This window comes from Terrabacter sp. Soil811 (genome assembly GCF_001429655.1).
Lineage (GTDB): Bacteria > Actinomycetota > Actinomycetes > Actinomycetales > Dermatophilaceae > Terrabacter.
The window spans coordinates 278765-304351 of the sequence record NZ_LMSX01000009.1 but is presented as its reverse complement, the minus strand read 5'-3'; the positions used below and the strand labels follow the sequence as shown (position 1 = coordinate 304351).

The following is a 25587-nucleotide window of genomic DNA, read 5'->3' as shown; positions in this document are numbered from 1 at the left end:
GGCGCCGGCGGTCACTCAGCCGATCGCGCGCCAGAGACCTTTGTAGGCGGATACAGCGTGAGCGCCGGGCCAGGCGCCGTCCTGCCGACTCTCGTCGGCAGCCACCCGAGGCAGCGGGCAACTTGGACGACAGACATGTAGTCAGGAAGTCATTCCTCAAGATGCGATGGTCGTCAGCGTGGAGTAGCTAGACCTTGCGCAAAACATACTCGATCTCGTATGCGGGCATGAGCCAGCACACATGAGCCTCGTAGAATTCCTTGGTCCATCCCGAGAGATTGACCCAGGATGACAGTAGTTTCACAATGCCGTGGCGCACGTAGAAGGGGCGCGCTGCTTTGAATCTGAACATGGTCTCCTCAACCACCAATGGTGCCGGTTCAGAGTACGTCGGCACCTTGCGGCGGAATGGTGTTGCGCGACTCCAATACCCGAATGTGTAAAGACCGAATTGACTTTTGTGAGTGGGGTCGGAGTAGAACGCCGGGTTGGAAAAGTGGGGTATGACTGCCCGAAACTCTCCACCACGAATCAAGACCCGAGCAGCCTCGCGCACCAAGGCCTCTGCATCGGCTATGTGCTCCATAAAGTGCTCGCTATAGACGGCTTGAACACTCTCGTCCGGCAACTTCTGGAGAACTTCCATTGCGTCACCGATCACATCCACGCCGGGCATGTCCAGCAGGTCGACACCGACCGCGTCCGGGTTCCTCTTGTTGCCGGCGCAGCCCAGCTCGAGGCTGAGCGGTCGCCTCTCGAGAATAGTCAGATCCATGCTTCCGCACGCTAGCGTTGAGACATGAGGAGCGCGCGCCGAGTCGTCGGCGGGGACTCACTCGTGCGCGCGACTTCAGCCGATCGCTCGTCAGTCAGAGTGGACAGGGCCAAGCCTTGCCTTGAGCGGAGCATCAATGCCCGCCCGATCGCGACGCCTCACTGAGGCCCCAGCTTACGGGTGCGGGTTGAGGCATTCGCTAGCAGCACAAGTCCGGCGCTCGTCGCGGTGAGACCACTGCGATGCTCACGAACATCCTCATCGACAGCAGGGGCAACGGCCACATAGGTATGCGGCCGAGCGATAGGCCGCAGCGGCAAGGTGGTGCAACCGACGATCGCAGCGGTGTGGAAGATCCTGGCCTGAGGGACACGACGGCGGCCGACGCTCGCTTGGCCGCAGGCAACCTACGTCTCGTACCGAGGGCTCAGCAACCTGGCGACGCTTAATTCGTCGCTGGAGGCAGCAGCGGTATGCGCTGCGGACGCTTACGAACTGGCCGGGGGGGGTCGATGCGCGTACCCCAGCAACACGAAGGGCGCCTGCAGCTCGAAACGCCATTCGAAGCGGACAGTTGTGACGGGCGATGGCGCGCCGGGTAGTGCCGGCCGGGCGCTGTACGTGACGTTCCCGACTCGAGTTACGCGCGACACGGTGGAGCGGTTCTCGTTCAATTGGCTGCAGTAGCCCCCAGGAACGTCGGCGACCACCGTCGCCTTTGAGCCCGTTGCCGCCGGGACCGTGGCGCCAGGCACGCGATCCGCGCCGGACTGGTTACCGCTGGGCAAGGTTCGCCGGCGACCAGAGTCGTCAAGCCTGCAGTATTTTACGGCTCAACGCTCTTCAAGCCCATCTAGTCGGACGGGATGAAGTGTCGCGATGTGTCCAGCACGGTCGTCCGGTCGGAGAGCTGGTCGACTCGGGAGACTGACCTTCGGCTGGTGGATGGCCTGCACGGCTGCCTCGGCCCCCGTAGTCGGTAGAGGGTTCACCTTCGAACGCTTCGCGTAGGTGAGGCCGGCTGCCGCGAGCGGGACCAGCAGGACACCGACCTGTTCACGAAGGCGGATCATCGTGCCGTAGTTCCCGGAGGTGGCGGCGAGCGCGAAGGCGAGCGCGGCTGCGGGTGATGCCAGCAGCCATCTGCCACGCCCGGGCGCTCGCCTTGCTCCACGCGAGGCGAGGACGAGAAGCAGGAGCCAAGCCGCCCAGTCGACCCACACCAACATCCCCAAGTTAATGAGCTCCTGCGGGTACGGGCCGACGACAACTCGCGGGAGTGTGCTCGGCAGGGTGCTCGTCACCGACCCGAGGCCTTGGTATCGCTCGACCTCGAAACCTGACGCTGCCGTGGACAGGGACGAGCGGGACCGGTTGACCTGATCGAGGCTCGAGGTGACCCCGGTGCGTTCGATCACTGACAGGCCCGGCCCGGCCATCCCGACGAGCAGCGCGACACAGAGGGCCACCGCGAACTTAGAGGCGCGCTGCCGTGCGAGGAACACCCCCACTCCGAGACCGGCGACGAGGATCGCGATCACGGAACCTCGAAAGAACAGTCCGCAGCCGATCGCAACGACCAACACGAGGGCAGCCCGGACACGGCGGGCAGGTTGGAGCAATCCAGCCGCTGCCCACGCCGCGAGGGCAGTGAAAAGCCACACAAACGACTCGCGGAGGGGCAGCACCGACCAAAGCAGCAGACCCGGCAGAAGCGTGAGGTAGGCGGCCGCGCGGGCGGCCCCTTCCCAGCCAAGGCGCTGGGTGATCTGCATCAGGACGGCAGCGGTGGCAGTCGCAACGATGCAGTTGAGGGTGACGCCGAGCACAATGTCTGGCGTGAGCAGCCAGTACACGACCGCGAGAAGCAGCATCCACCCCTCTTTGCCATCCGTGAACGTCGGCTCGAACAACGAGACGCCGGACCAGTAGTCAAGCTGCCGGCGCGCGAGGTCGTCATAGAGGGCTGCGTCGGGCGATGGGACGAGGTTAAAGATGTGGACTAGAAGGCCCGTCCCGAGGTGTGCCGCGTAGACGATCCACAGCGGCTTCGAGTGCCCGGCCCAGCGCGCCAGAGCGGCAACGATGAGCGCGCCGAGCCCGACGAGCACGCCGACTGATAGTCCGAGTTCCACCAGCGGAGTGTACGCGCGCAATTCAGACAACACGGACGAGACCATCGAATCGATACAAAACCTCTACGACGCAGTCACGGTGTTGGGGCACCGTCGAGGCAGTGCTCATCATGACCCGCTCAGGTCCGCGTTCCTGCGCCGGACCTCGGCTCGTGCCAGCAGCGCCAGGACAGAGTAGGCAGCCAAACTGGCGTAGGCGGCACCCGATGCACCCACCCGCGGTATCAACAATAGGCAAAGCCCCCCAAGCGTGCCGGAACCGGCCGCAGTGATGACCGCTGCGCGCCTCATATGGCCAAGACCGTTGAGCACCGCGACGTCGATCTGGTAGCTGGCCATGGGCAGCGCCGCAACACTTAGTACCCACACCAAGGGCACCGAGTCATTGAATGACTCACCCAACAACAGGGGGATCAGGAAAGGTGCCACCACAGCCAATGTGACGCAGCCTCCAGCAGTTAGCGCGAGCGCGTAGCGACGGTGACGTGCGCTCGTTAAACTTGAACCGGTCTGCGTCGAACGCTTGAAGGCGATCTGACTCACGCCGCTGGATATGAGCCAAAGTAGCTCAGTGAACGTGGCCGCGGCTCCGTAGATCCCAACCGCTGCTGGGGAAGACATCGCGCCAAGCAGCAGACGATCGCCACGGATCACGAACGCTTGGCCGAAGAGCACCGGCACCGCTGAGAGACTGAACCGTATGACGGCCGTCGTCGGTACGTCCTTGAAGCCCCGCTGATTCAGCGCCAACTGTGCTCTCCGCTCTCGCCCGACACTCCTGAGAAGGAGCAGGACTTGAACAGCCTGACCAGCAAGCATGGCTCCGAGAACGAACCGCAAACTGACGAGCCCGAATGGCGCCGAGCAAAGAACAAGAATGGTCTGTACCGACGTAGTAGCGATGTCCCCCCGAACGGCGGTCGTGTGTCTGCCGAGCCCGTGAAGGCACTCACGGAGCAAGTAGGTCAGGAGCATTAGTACGGCGTACGGCACAAAGAGAAGGCCGATGACAGGGTCATTAAGGCTATTCGTGACCCAGAGCACGCCCAGCCCCACGACCGAGGCTGTCGCAATGTGCACGCTTGCTAGCCGCCCCACTACGGACAAGTAGCGGCTGAGCGGAAGAGCGGGCGTACGGGCAAGGAGCACGCGGCCGCCTGTGCTGACGCCAAGCGAGCCGAGCAACATCAGCAGGGAGCCCGTCGTCGCCGTTACCACCACCACGCCACGGTCAGCTGGACCGAGCCAGCGCGAGGTAAGCACAGCGAAAAGGCTGGCGCTGGCGGCCATGAAGCCCATGGCCATCACAACCGAGGCCTCGCGACTGCGCAGAGTCCTAGAAAGCTTGATGTACGTCGACACCGTGCTCACAGTCGCAGCCCTAGCGCGGAGGCCCACTCCCGCGACCACGCTGAGAACGCGTAATAGCGCTCGACAGCATCACGCGCCGCGTCACCACGCCTCTTGCGCCCGGATGACGGTTCGGAGAGGAGCTCCGTCAAAGCTTCTGTCCAATCTGAAGGCGTTGATGCTGAGAGCCCATCGAAACGCTGCAATGCCAGGGCATTCGCGCCCACGGGGGCAGCGACCATCGGCAAGGCCGCGGCGGCGTACTGGAGAAGTTTGTAGGCACACTTGCCTCGTGCGAAGGGGGTGTCGGTGAGCGGACCGATAGCGATGTCGCTACTTGCGAGTGCAGGCGCGAAGGACGTGGGACTCCACGGGATGCGATCAATCATGTGGTTGATGGAGCCGAGCGCCGGGTTGTCACTCGCTCCACTGACTAGTCGAAGGCGCGCTCCGGTCATCTCATGCACCGTTCTGAGAGGACCTGCGATATCCGCGACGAACTGCTCTGTCGATGGAGAACCCAGCCATACGATGACGGGCCGCTCTGCAGTTTCCCACGATGACTTCTGCAGGTAGTCGTCTGGTTCGACACAGGAGGGCACCATGGTGACGTTCGACGAGAATGCTGAGGCCCACTCAGCCAGATAGTCATTCCCAGCGATGACAACGTCCGCAGCTGACACCAGACTCTGGCACTTGCCATGTTGACCCAGGTATCGACGGACCGCCGAGAGATCGTGAAACAGGGCATCGTCGAAGTCGTACACCGAATGCCCGGCGTCACGCAGCAGCCGGCGCTCGACTCGACCCGAACTCAATGGACTGGCCTCGCGAGACATGATCACGGTGGATCCACGGACGTCCGCTCGCCGAAGACGCACCTCGGCACTGAAAACGTTTGGGAGATTCCGGACAAGGGTGGAACCTCGCGCGTCGCGCTGACCAATGAAGGTGTGTCTCTCCGCCGTCAGGCCCAGGTGCCGGAACCAGTCGTACAACCGGACGCGTGTGCTTCCTGCCTCCGGGCTGTACGAAGAAAAGGCATGGACCGTCACAGCTTCTCCTTGGGCGCGGGAACGGTCGCGCCGTTGACGATCTGTTCGGCGATGCGGTCTGGCAGGAACTCAGACGTGACCCACACGCGAGCGGCACGACCTAGTGCCTGCCGAGCCTCGGCATTTCCAAGAAGTTCTCGTAGAGCAAGGGCCAAGGCTCGTCCGTCCTCCGCTGGAAACAGCAGCCCGGTTGTCCCGTCGAGCACTGAGTCTCGACAGCCTGTAGCTGTTGTCGTCACTGTAGGGATCTCCATGGCCGCCGCTTCGAGCACCACGTTCGGGAACCCTTCGCGCAGTGACGGTAGGACGTGCACCTGCATGAGCGCAAAGTAGGGCCGAACATCGTCCGCGTCACCGACCACGGTCGCGCTCAGAGTCGTGTGCCGGATCCGCTGTACGTAGGCGGCAGAGTCTGGCTCGTTCTGAGGACCCACGACGAGGAGCTGGAATGCTCGGCCCTCCCCCTCGAGCAAGAGAGCCGCCTCGATCAGGGTGTCGATGCCTTTGTCCCGAGTGAGTCGCCCAACGAAGCCGACCACAGGGACGTCAGGGTCCAAACCCAAAGAGAGTCCAAGTGTCCGATCAGGGGGCCGCGGAGCAAAGTGCTCTGAGTCGACTCCGTGGCTGCTGCCCGGAAGGGTCTGGCGCAAGACCTCGGGCCTGACCAGCTCGGCGGCGAGCACCTCGTCGTAGAGCGAGCGGGAGTTCACGACGACTTCCGTTGCCGCCCCCATGGCGACCCGCTCCATACCCACGAGCAGCTTCTTGCGCCAACCCTGCTCACCTTCAAGCCGCAGGCCCCCGCACATGTACACCCGTCTCGGAACCCGTGTGGCTCGCGCGGCGGTGAGTGCCAGCAGGGCGCACTTCGGTGTGCCAGCGATGACGACGCCCGGCCTGATCCTGGCGAGCAGGCCCAGCCAGCGGATCAAGGCTGCGAGATCTCTCACCGGCGAGATGGAGCGGGACATGGGGATCGGGTGGGCGGCCGAGCCGCTCTGTTCGGCTGCCTCCGCCAGGTCAGCACCGTCGGACGACACGAGCGCAACTTCGTAGCCCCGCGCCCTGAGCATCCGGACCGTGTTGACGTGAAACTTCAGGATGGTGACCGGAACGGTCGAGGCGAAGACGGCCCTCCCGTTGAGCACGGGCCTCACGCGGCGGCGTCCCCGGGGACGTCACTTCCGCGGAACTCGGGCATGGTCACCGAGTCGGCGGCAGAGACACCCTCCCGACGCAGAACGGCCGTCACCGTGTCGCGGATGATCCGCACGTCCATGCGCAGGGTGCGCCGCTTGACGTACTCGACGTCGAGACGGAACTTCTCCTCCCACGTGAGCGCGTTGCGGCCGGAGACCTGGGCGAGCCCGGTGAGGCCCGGACGCACGTCATGTCGCCGCGCCTGCTCCGGGGAGTACAGCGGGAGGTACTGCATGAGCAGGGGCCGTGGCCCCACGAGCGACATGTCTCCGCGGATCACGTTCCACAGGGTCGGCAGCTCATCCAGGCTCGTGGACCGCAGAACCCGTCCGAAGCTCGTCATCCGGGAGGCGTCGTCGACCTGCCCCAGGGCCTGGTCGACCGGCAGCATGCTTCGAAACTTGCGCATCGTGAACGGCACGCCGTTCAGCCCCGGCCTTGTTTGTGCGAAGAGCACCGGGCGACCGAGCTTGAGGCTGACGAGGAGGCCCACGAGTCCCTGGACGGGAAGCGAAACTACGAAGGCGGGCACGGCGATCGCCAGGTCGAGGACCCGCTTGGTGTCGGGGAGCCGTGCAGTCATGAGTCCAGGTGCGCGGTCAGCGAGTCGACGACCCGGTCTATGTCGTAGTCAGTGAGGCCCGCCCCGCTCGGAAGGGTGACGCCCGTGCGGAAGAGCTCGTCGGAGACCCCGTTGCCGAAGGCGCGGTGCGTCGCGTAGACCGGTTGGAGGTGCATGGGCTTCCACACGTGGCGCGCCTCGATGTCTGCCCGGTTGAGCGCGGACACCGCGGAGTTGGCGACGCCCGGTCCGTCGCGATCGATGACGATCGTCGTGAGCCAGCAGTTGTCCGCGTCGTCGGTGTCGGGCCCCGAACGCCCCAACAGGCGTACGTCGCTGTACGGTGCGAGCGCCTTCGCATAGCGGTCCCTGATCTCACGACGACGGGCGATCATGGCGTCGAGACGTTCGAGCTGACCCCGGCCCAGCGCCGCGAGGACGTTGGACATCCGGTAGTTGTAGCCGACGTCGGTGTGCTCGTACCACGGCACCGGCTGGCGCGCCTGGGTCGAAAGGTAGCGCGCGCGTTCCAGGAGCTCCAGGTCGTCGCTCAGCAGCATGCCGCCGCCCGAGGTCGTCATGATCTTGTTGCCGTTGAACGACAGGGCGGACGACTGACCGAACGACCCGGCGGCTCGCCCCGCGTGGGAGGCCCCCAGCGCCTCGGCCGCGTCCTCGACGACGACGACCTCGCGATCGGCGAGGAGAGGGAGCAGTCGCGAGTAGTCGACACAGCGACCGAAGAGGTCCACGGGCACGACTGCTGGGACGGACCTTCCCTCCTCGCGCAACACGTCGACGGCCTGCACGAGCAGGTCGACGTCGACGTTGCCGTCCGAGCTCTGGGAGTCCACGAGCACCGGCTCGGCGCCGGTGTAGAGGATCGCGTTGACGGTCGCCGCGAACGTCAGGCTCGAGACCGGGACGTGGGTCCCCGGTCCCACACCGGCATCGAGCAGCGCGAGATGGAGGGCCGCCGTGCCGGAGGACAGGGCGAGGGCCCCGGCCACACCGACGCGTTCTGCGATCGAGGCCTCGAAGGCGTCGACGTGGGGTCCGAGAGGCGCGATCCAGCCGGAGCGCAGGGCATCGAGGACGTATGCCTCCTCGACGTCGGTGACGTCGGCCTTCGACAGGTGGATGCGGCTCACCGCTGGATCGCTTCCGCCGTGAGGTGTCCGTTGACCAGGGCCTCGCGCCTCATCCAGTCGCGGCCGCCTTCGGCTCCCGCGAAGGTGATGTCGAGCACGGCCTCCGGCTGGATCGAGGGCACGCCGACGCTGTCGACGAGCGGGTGGCCGGTGCCACGCCGGTCCTCGTCTGGTGAGAAGAGCTCCTCGCCGAGCTTCTCGCCGGGGCGCAGGCCGGTGAAGACGATGTCGATGTCACGCCGCCCGCTCATCCGGATGAGGGTCTGGGCGACCTCGAGGATCTTCACCTGCTCGCCCATCTCGAGCACCATGACCTCACCATCGACACCGATGGACGCCGCTTCGAGGACGAGCTGACAGGCCTCGGGGATGAGCATGAAGTAGCGGCAGACGTCGGGGTGGGTGACGGTGATCGGGCCGCCCATCTCGATCTGGGCCGTGAAGGCGTGCACGACCGAGCCACGCGAGCCCAGCACGTTGCCGAAGCGCACCGACACGTAGCGGCCGTTGGCGCGGTGGGCGAAGTCGGCGGTCAGACGCTCGGCCAGCCGTTTGCTGTAGCCGAGGACGCACGTCGGGTTGGCGGCCTTGTCCGTCGAGATGTTGACGAACGTCGAGACGCCGGCAGCCTCGGCGGCTGTCAGGACGTTGAGGGTCCCGATGACGTTGCTCTTCCAGGCCTCGAGCGGGTGCGCCTCGAGCAGGGGCAGGTGCTTGAGGGCGGCCGCGTGGAAGACAACCTCGGGCCGGGCCCGGTCGAAGGCGTCCGCGAGCGCCTTCGGGTCGCGGATGTCGGCGAGGATGAGGTCGTCGGAGTCGAGCAGCCCGTGGCCCGAGAGGCTCATCTCGGTTGCCTGCAGGCCGGACTCGTCGCGGTCGAGCATGTAGAGCCGGGACGGGCCGAAGCGCGCGATCTGGCGGCACAGCTCCGACCCGATGGAGCCGCCGGCGCCAGTGACGAGGACACGTCGGCCCGAGATCTGATCGGCGATGGCGGTCGTGTCGAGCTGCACCGGACGACGTCCGAGCAGGTCGGCGACGTCGAGGTCCCGCAGGTCGTTCGGGGTGGGGCGCCCGCCGATGATGTCCTTGAGGGGCGGGAGACTGACGACGTCGAGACCGGCATCGGCCGCACGGGCGGCCAGGTCACGCAGGGTGGCGGCCTCGGCGTTGGGGAGGGCGAGGACGAGGGTGTCGGCCTCGTAGCGCTCGGCGACCGCGGCGAGGTCGGCACGCGTACCGCGTACGCGAAGGCCCTCGAGCCGCAGTCGGTGCTTCGACGGGTCGTCATCGAGCAAGGCGACCGGCACGAAGGGGCCGGCACCGTCGTACTTCATGCTGCGCAGCAGCCGCCGCCCGGCTTCACCGGCGCCGAGGACGATGGCACGGCGCTCGGCCGCGGTCTGCATCGCCCGGTGTGACCGTACGGTTCGCACGACGAAGCGGAGGGCGAACATGAGCCCGATGGCGAGGGCTCCGGCGGTCAGGGGCACACCGCGCGGGATGACGGGCGGGCTCACCATGAGCGACCAGAGGAAGAGGATGGCTCCGACGATCGCGGTCGTCGTCATGAGCTCGACGATCTCCTCGAACGAGCCGAGCACGTGACTGATCGAGTAGGGGCCGACGAGGTAGCCGACGGCGAGCTGTCCCACCATGGCGGCGAGCGCGAAGTAGGCCGTGCCCCTGAGGAACGTCTCGTCGATGCCGAAGTCGAGGCGGATCCAGAGCGCCGCGAAGAGCATCACGACCCAGATCAAGGCGTCGACGGCAGCCCAGCCGAGGCGGACCCATCGAGCCCTGCGCACCTGTGCTGTCACCCTGAACTCACCACAATCCCTGACGTGCCTTGGTTCACGTACGCGTCACGGGTTCTGCGACGGTTGACGACATCGTCCCGAACCCGACGTGACTGGCGACTTTGTGCACCAATTCGGTCAAACCACGCGTAACCCGAATGATAGCCGTCAATAGGCATATCCCCGGACATGTCACATTCCGTGGACACGTCGACCTCCGAGCCCGCGGACGGCGTACGTCATCCCCTGTTCGGGCGCTGACGGTCCACTACGCTGCGAGCACCGGGAGCCTCCCGGGCGGTTCGGCCCCGACGTCAGTGCTGGAGGAGCCCGATGTACACCCCCAAGATGAGTTCACGCCTCGCCGTCGAGGCGCTCGGGACCTTCTGGCTCGTCTTCATCGGCTGCGGCTCGGCCATCTTCGACGCGAAGTTCGTCGCCCGGACCCTCGACGGGCAGGTGATCGACTACGGCATCGGCCACCTCGGCGTCGCCATCGCCTTCGGGCTCGCCGTGACGACGATGGCGTATGCCGTGGGGCACGTCTCCGGGGCGCACTTCAACCCCGCGGTCACGATCGGCATCGCCGTCGCGAAGCGTTTCGAGTGGCGCGAGGTGCCGGCCTACGTCGGCGCCCAGCTCGTCGGCGGCCTGCTCGCCGGCGGAGCCCTTGCCGGGCTGCTCTCCTCGACGGGACGTCCCGTCACCGGCAACCTCGCGGCCAACGGCTTCGGCATCCACTCCCCCGGCGGGTTCGCGCTCGGCGGGGTGCTCATCGTCGAGGCCCTCGTCACCGCCTTCTTCGTCTACATCGTCCTCGGCGCGACGAAGGACGACGCCCCCAGGGGCTTCGCCCCGCTCGCCATCGGCTTCGGTCTGCTCCTCGCGCACCTCGTCGCCATCCCGATCAGCAACGCCTCGATCAACCCGGCCCGCTCGACCGCCGTCGCCTTCTTCAACGGCAACGGCGCCCCGGGGCAGCTGTGGGCGTTCTGGGTGGCGCCGATCCTCGGTGGCCTCATCGCCGGCAGCACCTTCGCCTGGATCACCGGCGAGCGCCGCGACGACATGGACATCAGCGGCTCGACCGACATGGTCGAGAACGCCGCGGTCGACGACGAGGGCCGACCCGTCCTCGACGTCGACTCGAATGAAGGCCAAGGCTCTATTTCCTGAATATGAAGATATGATCTTCACATGTCAGATCTGAAGGTTGAACCTTCACCAGTGGCACTCATCGGCGACATCGTCGAGTCCCGCACCCACCGCGAGCGCCAGGCCCTGCACGACGCCTTCGAGGCGGCCGTGGCCCGGGCCAACGCCGAGGTGCCGATCGACGACCCGGCCGTCATCACCGTCGGTGACGAGTTCCAAGGCGTCTACCCCACCCTGGGAGCGGCGCTGCGGGCCAGCTTCGTCGTCCGCACCGAGCTCTTCCCCCGGGCGGACGTCCGCTTCGGCCTCGGCCGCGGCGCCGTCACGACGCTCGACCCGGTGCGCGGCATCCACGACGGGCCTGCCTACTGGGCCGCCCGCGAGGCCATCACCGTGGCGGAGGACCGGGCGCAGCGCGCCCAGACGCGCACGTCCCGGACGGCCTACGTCGCCCCCGACGAGGCTCCGGCCACCGTCGCAGCGGTGCGGGCCGCGCTCGACTGTCTGGACTTCATGGTTGGCTCCATGTCGACCACCTCACGCGAGATCCTCGGAGGACTCATGCACGGCCACGCGCAGCACGACGTCGCCGACCGGGTCGGCATCAGCCCGTCCGCGGTCTCGCAGCGCGTGCGCCGTGACGGCATCGGGGTCGCGCTCGAGGCGATGACGACGCTCGGCGACCTGCCGTGACGTGGCTGTCGATCGTCCTCGCCGGCATCGGCGTCGGCGACATCGTCCGGTCGACGTCATGGCGACCCGGCCGGGCCGTCGGGCACGTGGCCGCCCCGGTCGTCATCCTCGGCCTCGCGCTCGTGGCCGGGATGCACGGTTGGGCTGACCTGCTCGCCCTCGCCCTCGCCGCCATTGCCGGGGCCGGATGGGCCGAGCTGTCGCGTCGCACCCAGATGACGGGTCGGGGCGCCCTCGCGCCGCTGGCCGTCTTCGCGGCCCTCGTCGTCGGTCTCCTCGCCTTCTCCGGGGCAGCGTCGCCCGCGGGCGGCGCGCTCGAGACCTGGCTCGGCTGGGCCGACCTCCCGGGCACCGGTCCGCTCCCTGTCGGGCGGGTCCTGCTCCTCACCGGGCTCGTCCTCTTCAACGTCGCGACGGCCAACGTCATCGTGCGCCTCGTCCTGCTCACCATCGGGGCCCTGCGCCCGTCCGACGTCACCAACGCCAACGCAGCCGCCGCGGCCGCCGCCTCCCTCACGGGGCGTGCTGCTCCGCCGACCAGCGGCCAGCCCGCCGACCGCCTCAAGGGCGGGCGCCTGCTCGGGCCCATGGAGCGCCTCGTCATCCTCGGCCTCGGCGTGGCCGGCGAGTTCGGCGCTGCCGGTCTCGTCATCGCCGCCAAGGGACTGCTCCGTTTCCCCGAGATCCAGGCGGCCGCCCGCTCGGCGAGCGGCGACCCCACCGGGACGGGCTCCTACCCGGGCGGCCCGGCCGGCATCGACGACGTCACCGAGTATTTTCTCGTCGGCAGCTTCGTCAGCTGGCTCATCGCCCTCGGGTCGCTCGCCCTCACCGTCTGAGCCGTCCCGCCGCCCTCCCACCACGCCTGCGCAGGAGAGACATGCCACGCCCCACTCTCGGCCGTCGGATCCGTCGACGCCTCCGTCCGGTGCGCGCTCGCCTCCGCGAGCAGCGCACCGACCTGCGGGACGTGCTGGCGGTGCGCGCCGCCCGTCGTCACCTCGATCGCCTCGACCGCCTCGACCGTCGCGGCCCCCGGGGCCGACCCCGGACCGGCGACACGGCCGCCGTCCTGCACCTCTACTACGCCGATGTGTGGCCCGCCCTCGTGCCGTCACTCGAGCGCCTCGCCGCCGCGGGAGTCGACCTCTACGTCACGCTCCCCCGACAGCACGCCCACCTCGCGCCCGAGGTCGAGGCAGCCCTGCCGGGCACACGGTGCGTCACCGTGCCCAACCGGGGCCGCGACGTCCTGCCCTTCCTCGTGGTGGCCGAGCACCTCGCCGACCGCGGCTACGTCGCAGCCCTCAAGATCCACGCCAAGAAGTCGCTCCACTTCGGCGCCGGCGACGTCTGGCGCGACCAGATGATCGAGCAGCTCGTCCCCACCGACCCGGCGATCCTGGCCGAGCTCGTCGAGGTGCTGCACCGCCCCGACACCGGGGTCATCGGCCCCCGAGGCAGCTACTTCGCCCTCTCCACCTACTGGGCCGGAAACGCCGACACCGTCCGCCGCCTCGTCGAGCCGGCTGTGACGCCCGAGGCGTTGTCCCGGCTCGACGACCCGAGGGAGCTCGGCTTCTTCGCCGGGACGATGTTCTGGACCCGCCTCGACGCGATCCGTCCGCTGCTGCGCCAGGACACCCTCGGCTTCGTCCGCGAGCCGACCCCGAAGGACGGCACGCTCGCCCACGCCCTCGAGCGCGCGATGACCGTGCTGCCCGAGCTGCTGGGTCGCCGACAGTACGACTGCGACGGCACCGTGATTGCGCCCCGAGCGGTCCGCGCCGACCCGCTGCCCCAGTGGTACCGCGACGCGACTCTGGCGGCCAAGGCCGAGGAGGCCGACAAGGCAGCGAAGGCCCGCCGCAACCGCGACCGCGCCCCGGGCACCGACCCGGCGTAACGGCATACGCCATGGGGTGGGCCGTCGGCAGCGCTCACCGGGCCCGCGTGATCGTCGTCACGCCCGTTGCGTACGCATGCGGCGGGCCCGCGCTGAGCACGGGCGCCCGTCCGGACGAGCAGGTGGCCACTGATAGCGTCGGAACGTCCAGCGCCACACCGATGTGAAGGGCCTACCTGTGAGCACTACCCCCGTCAAGGTCGCCGTCACCGGCGCCGCCGGCCAGATCGGCTACAGCCTCCTGTTCCGCATCGCGAGCGGTGCCCTGCTCGGGCCCGACACCCCGGTGGAGCTGCGCCTGCTCGAGATCACCCCCGCGCTCAAGGCGCTCGAGGGCGTCGTCATGGAGCTCGACGACTGCGCCTTCCCGAGCCTCGCCGGCGTCCAGATCGGCGACGACGCGACGAAGGTCTTCGACGGCGTCAACCACGCCCTCCTCGTCGGCGCGCGCCCCCGCGGCCCGGGCATGGAGCGCGGTGACCTCCTCGAGGCCAACGGCGGCATCTTCGCCCCGCAGGGCAAGGCCCTGAACGAGGTCGCGGCCGACGACATCCGCATCACCGTGACCGGCAACCCGGCCAACACCAACGCGCTCATCGCCATGAGCAACGCCCCCGACATCCCGACCGAGCGCTTCTCGGCCCTGACGCGCCTCGACCACAACCGCGCGATCAGCCAGCTCGCCGCCAAGTTCGGCGTGCCGGTCACCGAGATCAAGAAGATGACGATCTGGGGCAACCACTCCGCGACCCAGTACCCCGACCTGTTCCACGCCGAAGTCGGTGGCCGCAACGCCGCCGAGGCCGTCGGCGACCAGGACTGGCTGGCCGGCACGTTCATCCCGACCGTCGCCAAGCGCGGCGCGGCGATCATCGAGGCGCGCGGCGCCAGCTCGGCCGCATCGGCTGCCTCCGCGACCATCGACCACGCCCGCACGTGGGTGCAGGGCACGCCCGACGGTGACTGGGTCTCGATGGCCGTGCGCTCCGACGGCTCCTACGGCGTGCAGGAGGGGCTCATCTCCTCCTTCCCCGTCACCGTCAAGGACGGCGCGTGGAGCATCGTCCAGGGCCTGGACATCGACGACTTCTCGCGCGACAAGATCGACGCCTCGGTCGCCGAGCTCGCCGAGGAGCGCGACGCCGTCAAGGGTCTCGGCCTCATCTGAGCCGACCGCTCACGTCGAAGGGCGCCGTCCACCACGAGGTGGGCGGCGCCCTTCGCGTATGCCGTGTGTCCGGGTCAGCGACGCCAGCCCAGCCGGGCGGCCCTCGCCTTGACGGCCTCGGTCAGCGAGGGCGACATGCCCTGCGGCCGCACGTGCGTGCCGCGCAGCCGCCAGTACTTCGCCTCGACGAGCTTCGTCAGCTCGCCGGGGTGGCGCACCCACAGGCGAACGAGCCGGACCCGGTGGACTGCCTTCTGGCGCAACAGGTCCCACGTCGGCACGTCCCGTTCGTAGACGAGCTCGAGGTCGAATCGCTCGTTGACGACGCGGGGTGAGATCCGGGCGCCGACCGTCATGTTGAGCAGGTTGGTGCCGTGGATGACCTGCACCCACATCGGCGGCGCACTCACCTCCCGGAGAGGACCCCACTCGCGTGCGCGGGCGTGCCGGGCGGCATACACGGTGCGCGGCGTCGTCTCGGCGCGGCGGCGCTCGACGAGCGTGAGGAAGGGGCTCGAGAGCTGGTCGTAGAGGTAGGTGGCGCCGCTCCGGTCGATCTGGATGCCGCGCGGGAAGTCGACGAAGAGGCCCTCCATCGGTGCGAACTCGCCCTGCGCGCCCGCCATGAAGTCGCGCGCGATGGCGTCGTCGCTGTCGAGGCGGGTCGTCAGCAGCCAGGGCGAAGCGCTGTCCGCCGGGCTGCGCTCGGCGATCGCGCGGCCGAAGATCGACGGCGTCCACCGCTCGTGGCTCCAGACCGGGGTGAACGTGCCCTCGGCGAGAGCCTCGACGTCGGCGCGGAAGTCGTCGCTGCAGCGGTCGTCGAAGAGGACGAGCCAGGTGAAGTCCGCGCCCTGCTGGCTGCGCACCGAGGACCAGCAGGCGTCGACGAAGAAGCCGAGGCGGTAGCGCAGCCACTCCTCCTGCGCCGGGACGTCGGCCGAGAAGACCGCGCTGAAGCGGGTCAGGAGGTAGTGCTCGAACGCCGGAGGCGAAGGGCTCGGCACGGTCGCCCGGTCAGCGCGCGGTGCGGCCGACGGAGGTGCGGTCGGGCACGTCGGCACGGACGTTGACGGTGGCCGACGCGATGAGCACCCCGATGCCCAGCGTCAGCAGGATGACGACGTCGAGGGTGCGGGAGCGGACGTTGAGCCCACCCGCCTTGCGCGAGGGTCGGGCCACGAGCCGGATCAACGCGCCGAGGAAGAACGCCCCGGCCATGATGCGTCCGCCCCACCGGACGTCGAGGAAGGCGATGACGAGGACCCCGACGGCGGCCAGACCGGCGACGAGGTACCACCAGCCGAGGACGACGAAGCCACTACCCCGCCACTGCATCGGGGCCGCTCAGGCGCCGGACGCGACCGAGGACTCGGCCGCCTCGACGATGTTGGTGAGCAGCAGTGCCCGGGTCATCGGGCCGACGCCGCCCGGGTTGGGGCTGACCCACCCGGCGACCTCGGCGACGTCGAGGGCGACGTCGCCGGCGATCTTGCCGTCGACGCGACTCACGCCGACGTCGAGCACCGCGGCCCCGGGCTTGACCATGGCCTTGGTGACGATGCCGGGCACGCCGGCCGCGGCGATGACGATGTCAGCCTGCCGCACCTCGGCGGCGAGGTCCTTGGTGCCCGTGTGGCAGAGCGTCACGGTGGCGTTCTCGCTCTTGCGGGTGAGGATGAGGCCGAGCGGGCGGCCCACGGTGAGGCCGCGCCCGATGACGACGACCTTGGCGCCCGCGATCGGCACGTCGTGACGGCGGAGCAGCTCGATGCAGCCCATCGGCGTGCACGGCAGCGGGGCCGGCTTGCCGAGCGCGAGCCAGCCGAGGTTCATCGGGTGCAGGCCGTCGACATCCTTGCTCGGGTCGACGCGCGAGAGCAGCGCCATCTCGTCGAGGCCGGTCGGCTGCTGGACGAGGAAGCCGGTGCACGTGGGGTCGGCATTGAGCTCGTCGATGACGGCCTCGACCTCGGCCTGGCTGGCGGTGGCCGGAAGGTCACGGCGCAGGCTCGTGATGCCGATCTCGGCGCAGTCCTTGTGCTTGGCGTTGACGTACCAGTGGCTGCCCGGGTCGTCGCCGACGAGCACCGTGCCGAGGCCGGGCACGACCCCCTGCTCGCGGAGGCGAGCGACCCGCTGGGTCAGCTCGACCTTGATCGCCTTGAGGGTGGCCTTGCCGTCGAGGATCTGTGCCGTCACGGTGGACATCCTGCCACCCCTGCCCGCGCGGCGTGCTCGCGGCTCAGTCGGCCAGCAGGCGCATCAGCTCGGCGACGTTGCGCTCCCACGTCATGGACTCGGCCCGCGTGCGCAGGACCTGCCCGCGGCTGACCCGCTCGGTCGGGCACGTGACGAGCGCGTGGAGCGCGTCGGCGAAGCGCACGGTGTCGCGCGGGTCGATGTAGACGCCGTCGGGCCCGAGGTACTCCGGTATGCCGCCGCTGCGGGCCGAGACCACCGGCAGCCCCGAGGCCATCGCCTCGGTGACCACCTGACCGGCCGGCTCCTGCCACTCGACGGGCATCGCGAAGACGTCGGCCGCACCGTAGACGGCGGGCAGCGCGCGCCGGTCGACGAACGGGGTGAACCGCACGAGTTCGCCGAGCGGTGCGGCAGCGCGCCGCAGCGCGAGCTCGTAGGCCGAGAGGCCGTCGGCAGGACGGAGCCCGGCCGAGCCGACGACGTGGACCCGGAAGTCGCGGGTGCGCCTGGCCAACACCTCCGCCGCCGCGATGAGGTGGTGGACCCCCTTGTGCGGCATGACGTTGCCGACGGACAGGATCGTCACGGGCGCACCGGGGACGCGTGGGACAGGCCGGAAGGTCTCGGAGTCGACGCCGTTGCGCAGGACGTGCAGGTTCTCGGGTCGGTGGCCGATCCGGTCGACGATGGTCGCGACGAGGTGGTCGCTGACGGCCACGGTGACGTGGGTGCGTGCGATGACCCGTCGGATCTCCGAGGCGCGCCACGAGCGGAAGACGTCGTTGCCGAGGTGGAGCACCACCTTGCCGCCGGACCGGCGGACGAGCCGGTCGGTCACGGCGCCGGCGTAGTTGTAGACGACGAGAGCCTCCGCGTCGGCGGGGACGGCGTCGAGCGCCTCCCGGTGGAACCGCGCGACGAGCGGTCGGCGCCCGACGGTGACACCGCATACGGCATCGACGCGTCGCTCGAGGTCGGTGAACCACTCGCGCCGGGTCGAGCGCGCCGACGCGTAGCGCACGAGCGTGCCGTCGTCGTAGTCGTGCCGGCGACGGTCGCTGACGACGACGTAGGTGCGGCCGCCGAGGGACTCGTGGGCGCGCGCCTGCGCGTTGATCTTCGTCGACATGGCGTTGCCCGTCGCCGTCGAGTACTCCGAGAAGACGTAGGCGAGCTGGGCCACCGGGCTGACGAGCGGCACCGTCGCTGAGGACGCGTGCTCGTGCTGCCTCGAGGGGTCCATCGTCCTCACTCCTGCATCGCGCGGGCCCCGAGAACGCGTGGCACGCCGCCACGGTCAGAGCGTACGAGACGCACGAGCCGCACGTGAGCACAACGGACATAACAGGACCGGCCCCGACGTCGGCGACGTCGGGGCCGGGACGGCGGCTCAGCTGGGTGAGACCAGGTCAGGTCAGGTCAGGACAGCTCAGGTCAGGTCAGGTCAGGTCGGCGAGGGGGACGTCGGCATCGGTGAGCCGGTCCCGGTCGACGACGATGCGGTCGCGCACGAGCCGCTGGACGTCGTCGATGGTGTCCCAGACGTTGACGTGCATGCCCGCGAGCACGCGCACGCCGTCGCCCTCGGGCACGACCCAGAACGCCATGAACTCGTTGCTCGACGGCTCGCCGCGCAGCAGCACCTCGGCGTCGGACCCGCGCGGGACGTAGCCGGCGTACTCGAGGCCGATGTCGTACTGGTCGGAGAAGAAGAACGGGATCGGGTCGTAGGTGACGTCCTGGCCCGCCATCGAGCGACCCGCCGCGAGCCCGCCGTCGTGGGCGTTGGCCCAGTGCTCGACGCGGACGTTCGTGTCGAGCGCCGTGGAACGCCAGCTCGCGACGTCACCGGCCGCCCACACGCCCTCGGCCGACGTGCGCAGCGCCTCGTCGGTCGTGATGCCGTTGGCGGTGTCGATGCCGGCGCCCTCGGCGAGCCCGGTGTTGGGCGTGATGCCGACCCCGACGACGACGGCATCGGCCGGGAGGGTCTCGCCGGACGTCGTGACGACGCCCGTCACCGCGGTCTCGCCCTCGATGCGCTCGACGCCGTCGCCGAACCGGAACTCGACCCCGTGCCCCCGGTGCAGCTGCGCGAACCAGCCCCCGACCTGCTCGCCCATGACGCCGAGGAGGGGTGCAGCCTGGGGCTCGATGACGGTGACGCTGCAGCCGGCGTCGCGGGCCGCCGCGGCGACCTCGAGGCCGATCCACCCGGCGCCCACGATGATGATGCGGGCCCCGTCGGTCAAGCGCGCCTTGAGCGCCTCGGACTCCTGCATCTCACGGAGGTAGAGCACGCCGTCGACGTCCGCGCCGGGCACGTCGAGCGCGCGTGCCGACGATCCCGTCGCGATGAGCAGCCGCTCGTAGGAAAGCGCGTCGCCGTCGGCGAGCGTCAGCACGTGCTGCTCGGCGTCGAGAGACGTGGCGGGTCTGCCGAGTCGCAGCTCGACCCCCTGCTCGGCGTACCAGTCGCGGTCGTGGGTGAAGGCCGTCTCCATCTCGTCCTCGCCCTTGAGCACGGCCTTGGACAGCGGCGGCCGCTCATAGGGCAGCCGGTCCTCCTCCGTCACGAGGACGATGGCACCGTCCGTGTCGCTCTCGCGGATCCCCTCGATGGCCTTCGCCGCGGCGAGCCCTCCGCCGACGATCACGTATGCCGTGCGCCCCTGCTGTCCGGTCGTGTCAGTGGTCATGTCCACACCTTCACACGCGAGCCCGTGCCCGTCGAGACCCACGCCCTCGGTTCGCTCGGTTCACCAGGTGACGTCGCGGCCGAGCTCCCGCATCGTCACGAGCATCGCGTCGTAGCGGGCCCGACCGACCTCGGCGCGGAGCCGGTCCTCGGCCTCCGCGATGAGCGCGAGGGTCTGGTCGACGACGGCATCGCCTCCGGGGGTCCGTGCCACCCAGCGCACGCGGCGGTCCGACTCGCTCGGGCTGCTCTGCACAAGGCCCAGCTCCTCGAGGGTGTCGACGAGCTGACCGATGGCCTGCTTCGTGACGCCGGCGCGGGACGCGAGGTCGGTGACCCGCAGGCCGTCGGCCGGGATGATCTGGAGCAGCCGCGCCCGCCGACCACCGATCGCCTCGAGGTCCGGGGGCGCGATGGCCCGCATCTCTCGGGACAGCCTGCGCCCCAAGGCATCCGACCAGCGGAAGAGGTGGTCCGGGAGGTCGTCGTCGGCACCCGCGGGTGCGGACGGCATACCTACGCTCTTGCCTCGCGCCATGCTCCGACCCTATCCTCGAAATGGTCAAGACGCTTTACTTTCTGAGGGGGACTCATGGCAGTCGACATCACCGGTGTCACGGCACGGCTGGCCCGTGTCCCCGTCGACGCCGTCACCCTCTCGCCCTTCGACTACGACTGGGGCTCGCCCGCGACGGCGGGGCTGTGGCACGCCTCGGCCGCGGGCCCGGACGGCGGCGAGGCCGTGTGGTTCGTCAAGCTGCTGCGACACCCGCGCCTCTGGCCCGGTCTCGTCCACGTGCCCGAAGGACCCCTCCGCGACTCGTTCGTCGACTTCTTCCCGTGGCGCTTCGAGCTCGACATGACGCTGTCGGGGATCGACGAGGTGCTGCCACCCGGCATGCGGATGCCCGCACTGCACCATCATGAGGTCTTCGACGATGACCACATCGGGCTCTGGTGGGAGTTCGTCGACGAGCGCCGCGGCCCGTGGACGATCGACGAGCTCGCCCGTGCGGCAAGGCTGCTCGGGCGGCTAGCCGCCCGTCGCCGGTCGGGCGCACCCGTCAACGACCGTCTCCCGGAGACGTGCCGGCTGCCCGACGGTGCGGCGCTGCGCTACCTCGTCGAGGGCCGGGTGCTGATCGGTGCCGGCACCGACCTCGCCGACGACGACCTCTGGTCGCGGCCCGCTCTCGCCGAGGCCCTCCGTGACCCGGGGGACCCCGATCTGCGTGACGAGCTGCGGGAGCTCCTCCCGCTGGTCCTGGACGTCCTCGCCGAGCTAGAGGCCCTTCCCCAGACGTATGCCCACGGTGACGCGAGCATCCAGAACATCCTCATCTGCAACGGCGAGGACGACCTCGTGGTCATCGACTGGGGCTTCGGCTCGCCGCTCGCCGTCGGCTTCGACCTCGGCCAGCTGCTCGTCGGACCCATGCATGCGGGGCTGACCCCGGCGTCCGACATCGCGCGCATCGACGCCGCGATCTTCGACGCCTACCTGGGTGGCCTCGCTGACGAGGGCTACGCCGCCGACCCGGAGGACGTGCGCTTCGGCTACCTCGGGTCCCTCTTCGCGCGCTCGCTCTTCACGGCGCTGCCGACCGTCGAGCTTCGCGGCCCGGACTCGGACTCGCTGCGTCGAACGGTCCGTGAGCGGGTGGCCCTGACCCGGGCCATGCTCGACCTCACGGCTCCGGTCGTACGCCGCCGCCTCGCCCGCGTGGACGCCTGACCTCCCGCGGTCAGGAGGTCCAGGCCCGCCAGAGGGCGGCGTACTCCCCGTCCTGCTCGACGAGCTCGTCGTGGCTGCCGAGCTCGGCGACCCGCCCGTCGATGACGACCGCGATGCGGTCGGCGTCGTGCGCCGTGTGGAGGCGGTGCGCGATCGCGACGACGGTGCGCCCGGTGAGCAGCGCGTTCATCGAGCCCTCGAGGTGTCGGGCGGTGCGCGGGTCGATGAGCGATGTCGCCTCGTCGAGGACGATGGTGTGCGGGTCGGCGAGGATGAGTCGGGCCAGGGCGATCTGCTGGGCGCGGCCCGGGGTCAGCACCTGGTGGCCCGAGCCGAGCTTGGTGTCCAGGCCCTCCGGGAGCCGCTCGACCCACTCGAGGGCGTCGACGGCGCGCAGGGCCTCGCGGACCTCCTCGTCGGTCGAGCCCTCGCGCGCCAGCACGACGTTGTCGCGCACCGACCCGATGAAGACGTGGTGCTCCTGGGTGACGAGGGCGACCTCGGTGCGCAGCTGGTCGAGCGGGAGCGACGTCAGCTCGACGCCGCCGACCGTCACCGACCCGGTGCGGGGGCCGTGGATGCCCGACAGCAGGCGACCCAGCGTCGACTTGCCGGAGCCGCTCGGACCGACGATCGCGAGGCGCTCCCCCGTGCCGAGGTCGAGGTCGATGCCGTGCAGCACGTCGTGACCGGCGCGGTAGGCGTAGCGCAGGTCGGTGCCGACGAGCTCGGGCCCGGTGGGTCGGTCGGCGCCTGCCTCACGGTCGGGCGGGACGGTCGCGATGCCGAGCAGTCGGGTCGTCGACGCGATGCCGACCTGGACCCGGTCGACGGTGTGCACGAGCATGTCGAACGGCCCCCACAGCGCCTCGGTGTAGAGGATCGCCGTGGTGATCTGACCGAGGGTGGCCCAGCCCTGGGCGTAGCCGATGGCGCCGAGGAGCAGCACGAGCACCCGCGGCAGGCTGAAGGCGATGTCCATGACGGCGAAGAGCAGGTTGCGCAGCGTCATCGTGTAGCGCTCGGCCTGGCCGGACACCTCGATGTCCTCGTCGCCGCGACGCAGGCGGTGACGCGTCAGGCCCAGGGCCTCGACGGTGCGGGCGCCCTCCACGGTCTCGGTGAGCGTGGTGTTGATGCGCGAGTAGGTGCCGCCCTCGGTGAGGTAGCCCTTCGGCGCGCGCCCGAGGTAGCGGCGCACCTGGAAGAGCGCGAGCGACATGAGGACGATCGACGGCAACGACAGCAGCGGCGCGTTGCTCACCATGGCGACGAGGGTCAGCACGACGGTGATGCTCGCGATGATGGCCTCGGGCAGCGCCCAGCGCACGCTCTCGCTCATCGTGCCGACGTCGCGGGTGACTCGCGTGACGAGGTCGCCGGAGCTCGCACTCTCGACGCGCGAGAGCGGCAGCCGCAGGATCGCGTGCACGATGTACTCGCGGGCCGTCGCGAGGACGCTCTGGCCGAGCACCGTCGAGGAGATCTTGGCCGCGAAGGTGAACGCGCTCTGCACGACGACGAGCCCGGCGACGACGAGCGCCGCGGAGTTGGCCCCAGCCATGGCGGCATCGACCCGGCCCGCCTCGACGTCGGCGACCGTCGAGTCGACGAGCTCACCGAGCAGCCGCGGCACGAGCAGGCCCGCCGTGGCGGCGAGCGCGTTGGCGAGGACGACGGCGACGACGAGCAGCCGCTCCTGCGAGAGCAGCCCGCCGATGAAGCGCACGACGCGTGCGTTGTCGGCGATGGGCAGGCCGGTGCGGGCGTTCATCGTGTCGGCGACGAACTCCTGGGCCCGCCGCTCGCGCAGCAGGTGGCGCCGGTGCAGCGCGCTGAGCCGCTCCCCGACCGAGGCGGACTGCGGCGGCCGCAGCTCGTCGGGCACCGCGGGCGCGTGGATGGCGGAGTCCCAGGTGCGGGCGGACTCGGCTGCGAGCACCTCGGGCAGCAGCGAGACCCACGTGGCGTCCGCGACGTCCGTGGTGTCAGCGATGCCGGCGGCGTCCGGGGCGCCGGTCGTCGCGACCGTGCTGTCGGCGCGGCTCATCGGGACTCCTCGGCGAGGTGGGAGAGGACGGACGGGTCGGCGTCGCCGCCGCGGACGACGACCGAGCGGTAGGCCGGCGAGTCGGCGAGCAGGTCGGCGTGCCGACCGTGGGCGGTCGCGACCCCACCCTCGAGGAGGATGACCTCGTCGGCGTGATGGAGCAGCAGCGGCGAGGCGGTCATGACGACCGTGGTGCGCCCCGCCCGGTGCTCCCCGAGACGGGACGCGATGCGGGCCTCGGTGTGGGCGTCGACGGCCGAGGTGGGCTCGACGAGCACGAGGACGTCGGGATCGGCGGCGAGGGCGCGCATCAGCACGAGCCGCTGGCGCTGACCACCGGACAGCCCCCGTCCGCGCTCCTCGAGCTCGCCCTGCCACCCACCCGGGAGGGCGTCGAAGACGTCGTCGGCGGCGGCGGTGTGCAGCGCCCGCTCGGCCTGCTCCCGCGTCAGCCGGCCGAGCGGGTCGACGGCCGAGCGCAGGGTCCCCGCGAACACCTGGGGCGAGGTGTCGCTGACGAGGACGCGACGGCGTACCTCGTCGAGCTCCACGCGGGAGAGGTCGACGCCGCCGACGGTGACGCCCCACGGCTGACGAGCCCGCTCCTCGTCGCGGCGGGCCTGCTCCTCCCGGGCCCTGGCGCGCGCCGAGCGCTCCCGCTTGGCGGCGCGGCCCTTGAGCTCCTCGGGGATCTCGTCACTGACGAGTGCGCCCTCGTCGCTGGGCAGGTAGCGGCCGAGGCGGTCGGCGAGGGCCGCAGAATCGTCGGGCACGGCCGAGACGACCATCGTGAGGATGCCCGGTCGGATGGTCGCCCCGGACGTCCCGTCGACGATCTCGGCGCCCGTGTCGAGGCCGGCCGGCTCGTCGGGGTGCACCCACGGCGGACGCTGCGACAGGACGGCGACGGCCTTGCGCGCGGAGACCACCGAGCGGGTCCACTTCTGGGCGAACTCGACGAAGGTGCGCATCGGCTGGACGAGGAAGAGGCCGTAGCCGAGGAAGCTGACGAGCTGGCCCACCGTGAGCCGGCCCTGCGCGACCTCGCGCGTGCCGAGCCACATCAGGGCGACGACGAAGCCACCGGAGAGCAGGACGCCGACGGACTCGACGGCGGCGAGCCAGCGACCGGCCGAGACGCCGGACTGGCGCACGCGCTGGGACTGCCCGGCGTAGTTGCCGCCGAAGGTCTCCTCACCGCCGATGCCGCGCAGGATCCGCAGGCCGCCGACGATGTCGGTCGCCATCGACGTCAGCTCGGAGTTGCGGGAGCGCTCGACGCCCTGCCAGCGCTGCATCGGCCGCAGCAGCGGCGTGCCGAGGACGACGAGCAGCGGCGCCGAGACGAGCACGAGGACGCCCATGCGCACCGACGTGCTGAGCACGATGGCGGCCACGACGAGATAGGCGGCGAGCTGCGAGATGGCCCGCGTGCTGATCTCCATGAGGGCACCGAACTGGTCACCGTCGCTGCCCGAGACCGACAGCACCTCGCCGGTCGGCGTGCGCCGGGTCAGCACGTGGCCGAGCTGGAGCGCCTTGCGCGTGACGAGCTTCGTCGTGCCGTAGAGGGCGATGAGCCACTCGCGGACGATGACCGTGTGGAAGAGGATGCCGCTGCACGCGCCGACGAGGGTGACGGCACCCAGCACCAGGACCCACTGCATCGTCGCCGACGGGTCGCCCGCGACGATGCCGGTGTCGATGGCGCGGCCCACGATCCACGGCCCGACCGTCTGCGGCACCATCCAGATGAGGGCGACGAGCAGCCCGGCCCAGAACAGGCCGCCGTTCTGCCGCACCATCCACCAGAGGAAGGCCCGCGGCGAGCGGGTGTCGGGCGCCTCGGCGCCTCGGTCGGTGTAGGCCCGGATCGGGGGCGGAAAGTCTCGCATGGCCTGTCCACCCTAGGTCGCGCCGCCGACAGCGCCCCACTTCTTTTCTCCCACG

General features: G+C 69.8%; 22 protein-coding genes. 6 read left to right on the top strand and 16 right to left on the bottom strand.

The window, feature by feature from the left end; genetic code table 11:
• Window positions 1-187 precede the first annotated feature (187 nt).
• From ASH01_RS16905 to ASH01_RS16875, 8 genes are all read right to left on the bottom strand, one after another.
• On the bottom strand, window positions 188-775 hold the full coding sequence (locus ASH01_RS16905) for a methyltransferase domain-containing protein (RefSeq protein WP_056778451.1): 588 nt from the start codon (window positions 773-775) through the stop codon (window positions 188-190).
• An 833-nt stretch (window positions 776-1608) separates the two neighbouring features.
• Window positions 1609-2955: a hypothetical protein gene (locus ASH01_RS16900; protein ID WP_056778448.1), complete on the bottom strand. Its 1347-nt coding sequence runs from the start codon at window positions 2953-2955 to the stop codon at window positions 1609-1611.
• A gap of 63 nt (window positions 2956-3018) precedes the next feature.
• Complete coding sequence (locus ASH01_RS16895) at window positions 3019-4272, bottom strand: lipopolysaccharide biosynthesis protein (RefSeq protein ID WP_156415632.1); 1254 nt, start codon at window positions 4270-4272, stop codon at window positions 3019-3021.
• 5 nt (window positions 4273-4277) lie between these two features.
• Entirely contained in the window at window positions 4278-5105 is an 828-nt protein-coding gene (locus ASH01_RS22635; protein WP_082619929.1) for a glycosyltransferase, read from the bottom strand.
• Window positions 5106-5311: 206 nt separating this feature from the next.
• Window positions 5312-6472 carry a glycosyltransferase gene (locus ASH01_RS16890; protein WP_056778442.1) on the bottom strand — a complete coding sequence of 387 codons (1161 nt, stop codon included), beginning with the start codon at window positions 6470-6472 and terminating at the stop codon, window positions 5312-5314.
• On the bottom strand, window positions 6469-7098 hold the full coding sequence (locus tag ASH01_RS16885; protein WP_056778438.1) for a sugar transferase: 630 nt from the start codon (window positions 7096-7098) through the stop codon (window positions 6469-6471). The genes ASH01_RS16890 and ASH01_RS16885 overlap by 4 nt, the downstream gene beginning before the upstream one ends.
• Entirely contained in the window at window positions 7095-8228 is a 1134-nt protein-coding gene (locus ASH01_RS16880; RefSeq protein ID WP_056778435.1) for a DegT/DnrJ/EryC1/StrS family aminotransferase, read from the bottom strand. Before ASH01_RS16880 ends, ASH01_RS16885 begins: the two co-directional genes overlap by 4 nt.
• The gene (locus ASH01_RS16875; RefSeq protein ID WP_235509642.1) at window positions 8225-10048 is read right to left on the bottom strand and encodes a polysaccharide biosynthesis protein; all 1824 of its coding nucleotides are present in this window, start codon (window positions 10046-10048) and stop codon (window positions 8225-8227) included. The genes ASH01_RS16880 and ASH01_RS16875 overlap by 4 nt, the downstream gene beginning before the upstream one ends.
• A gap of 312 nt (window positions 10049-10360) precedes the next feature.
• Between ASH01_RS16875 and aqpZ the strand changes: the two genes are divergently transcribed.
• From aqpZ to ASH01_RS16850, 5 genes are all read left to right on the top strand, one after another.
• Window positions 10361-11203 carry an aquaporin Z gene (gene aqpZ / locus ASH01_RS16870; protein ID WP_056778433.1) on the top strand — a complete coding sequence of 281 codons (843 nt, stop codon included), beginning with the start codon at window positions 10361-10363 and terminating at the stop codon, window positions 11201-11203.
• 51 nt (window positions 11204-11254) lie between these two features.
• Window positions 11255-11875, top strand: coding sequence for a SatD family protein (locus ASH01_RS16865; RefSeq protein ID WP_056778430.1), 621 nt, complete (start codon window positions 11255-11257; stop codon window positions 11873-11875).
• Entirely contained in the window at window positions 11872-12714 is an 843-nt protein-coding gene (locus ASH01_RS16860) for a hypothetical protein (protein WP_056778427.1), read from the top strand. The genes ASH01_RS16865 and ASH01_RS16860 overlap by 4 nt, the downstream gene beginning before the upstream one ends.
• 41 nt (window positions 12715-12755) lie before the next feature.
• The gene (locus tag ASH01_RS16855) at window positions 12756-13781 is read left to right on the top strand and encodes a rhamnan synthesis F family protein (protein ID WP_082619928.1); all 1026 of its coding nucleotides are present in this window, start codon (window positions 12756-12758) and stop codon (window positions 13779-13781) included.
• Window positions 13782-13959: 178 nt separating this feature from the next.
• Window positions 13960-14949, top strand: a complete 990-nt coding sequence (locus tag ASH01_RS16850) for a malate dehydrogenase (protein WP_056778421.1) — start codon at window positions 13960-13962, stop codon at window positions 14947-14949.
• Window positions 14950-15023: 74 nt separating this feature from the next.
• Here ASH01_RS16850 and ASH01_RS16845 read toward each other — a convergent pair whose 3' ends face one another.
• The 6 genes from ASH01_RS16845 to ASH01_RS16820 all read right to left on the bottom strand — a co-directional run bounded on the left by ASH01_RS16845 (window position 15024) and on the right by ASH01_RS16820 (window position 20390).
• Complete coding sequence (locus ASH01_RS16845; protein ID WP_162263894.1) at window positions 15024-15956, bottom strand: glycosyltransferase; 933 nt, start codon at window positions 15954-15956, stop codon at window positions 15024-15026.
• A gap of 10 nt (window positions 15957-15966) precedes the next feature.
• A complete protein-coding gene (locus ASH01_RS16840) occupies window positions 15967-16287 on the bottom strand; it encodes a DUF3017 domain-containing protein (RefSeq protein WP_056778415.1) in 321 nt (106 codons plus the stop codon).
• Window positions 16288-16296: 9 nt separating this feature from the next.
• Window positions 16297-17151: a bifunctional methylenetetrahydrofolate dehydrogenase/methenyltetrahydrofolate cyclohydrolase gene (locus ASH01_RS16835; protein ID WP_056778412.1), complete on the bottom strand. Its 855-nt coding sequence runs from the start codon at window positions 17149-17151 to the stop codon at window positions 16297-16299.
• Window positions 17152-17194: 43 nt separating this feature from the next.
• Window positions 17195-18397 carry a glycosyltransferase family 4 protein gene (locus ASH01_RS16830; protein WP_056778408.1) on the bottom strand — a complete coding sequence of 401 codons (1203 nt, stop codon included), beginning with the start codon at window positions 18395-18397 and terminating at the stop codon, window positions 17195-17197.
• Between the two features lie 196 nt (window positions 18398-18593).
• The gene (locus tag ASH01_RS16825) at window positions 18594-19853 is read right to left on the bottom strand and encodes an NAD(P)/FAD-dependent oxidoreductase (RefSeq protein WP_056778709.1); all 1260 of its coding nucleotides are present in this window, start codon (window positions 19851-19853) and stop codon (window positions 18594-18596) included.
• A gap of 60 nt (window positions 19854-19913) precedes the next feature.
• Window positions 19914-20390 carry a MarR family winged helix-turn-helix transcriptional regulator gene (locus ASH01_RS16820; protein ID WP_082619927.1) on the bottom strand — a complete coding sequence of 159 codons (477 nt, stop codon included), beginning with the start codon at window positions 20388-20390 and terminating at the stop codon, window positions 19914-19916.
• 54 nt (window positions 20391-20444) lie between these two features.
• Here ASH01_RS16820 and ASH01_RS16815 point away from each other — a divergent pair, with 54 nt between their 5' ends.
• Window positions 20445-21587: a phosphotransferase gene (locus ASH01_RS16815; RefSeq protein ID WP_056778401.1), complete on the top strand. Its 1143-nt coding sequence runs from the start codon at window positions 20445-20447 to the stop codon at window positions 21585-21587.
• 10 nt (window positions 21588-21597) lie between these two features.
• Here ASH01_RS16815 and ASH01_RS16810 read toward each other — a convergent pair whose 3' ends face one another.
• Together ASH01_RS16810 and ASH01_RS16805 are read right to left on the bottom strand one after the other, a co-directional pair.
• Complete coding sequence (locus ASH01_RS16810; protein WP_082619926.1) at window positions 21598-23637, bottom strand: ABC transporter ATP-binding protein; 2040 nt, start codon at window positions 23635-23637, stop codon at window positions 21598-21600.
• Complete coding sequence (locus ASH01_RS16805; RefSeq protein ID WP_056778398.1) at window positions 23634-25532, bottom strand: ABC transporter ATP-binding protein; 1899 nt, start codon at window positions 25530-25532, stop codon at window positions 23634-23636. The genes ASH01_RS16810 and ASH01_RS16805 overlap by 4 nt, the downstream gene beginning before the upstream one ends.
• Window positions 25533-25587 lie beyond the last annotated feature (55 nt).

Excerpts from the sequence above, each read along its gene's own strand:
- ASH01_RS16905 (WP_056778451.1), bottom strand. The coding sequence starts at position 775 with ATGGATCTGACTATTCTCGAGAGGCGACCGCTCAGCCTCGAGCTGGGC.
- ASH01_RS16900 (WP_056778448.1), bottom strand. The coding sequence starts at position 2,955 with ATGGTCTCGTCCGTGTTGTCTGAATTGCGCGCGTACACTCCGCTGGTG.
- ASH01_RS16885 (WP_056778438.1), bottom strand. The coding sequence starts at position 7,098 with ATGACTGCACGGCTCCCCGACACCAAGCGGGTCCTCGACCTGGCGATC.
- aqpZ (WP_056778433.1), top strand. The coding sequence starts at position 10,361 with ATGTACACCCCCAAGATGAGTTCACGCCTCGCCGTCGAGGCGCTCGGG.
- ASH01_RS16855 (WP_082619928.1), top strand. The coding sequence starts at position 12,756 with ATGCCACGCCCCACTCTCGGCCGTCGGATCCGTCGACGCCTCCGTCCG.
- ASH01_RS16840 (WP_056778415.1), bottom strand. The coding sequence starts at position 16,287 with ATGCAGTGGCGGGGTAGTGGCTTCGTCGTCCTCGGCTGGTGGTACCTC.
- ASH01_RS16830 (WP_056778408.1), bottom strand. The coding sequence starts at position 18,397 with ATGGACCCCTCGAGGCAGCACGAGCACGCGTCCTCAGCGACGGTGCCG.
- ASH01_RS16825 (WP_056778709.1), bottom strand. The coding sequence starts at position 19,853 with ATGACCACTGACACGACCGGACAGCAGGGGCGCACGGCATACGTGATC.
- ASH01_RS16820 (WP_082619927.1), bottom strand. The coding sequence starts at position 20,390 with ATGGCGCGAGGCAAGAGCGTAGGTATGCCGTCCGCACCCGCGGGTGCC.
- ASH01_RS16815 (WP_056778401.1), top strand. The coding sequence starts at position 20,445 with ATGGCAGTCGACATCACCGGTGTCACGGCACGGCTGGCCCGTGTCCCC.
- ASH01_RS16810 (WP_082619926.1), bottom strand. The coding sequence starts at position 23,637 with ATGAGCCGCGCCGACAGCACGGTCGCGACGACCGGCGCCCCGGACGCC.
- ASH01_RS16805 (WP_056778398.1), bottom strand. The coding sequence starts at position 25,532 with ATGCGAGACTTTCCGCCCCCGATCCGGGCCTACACCGACCGAGGCGCC.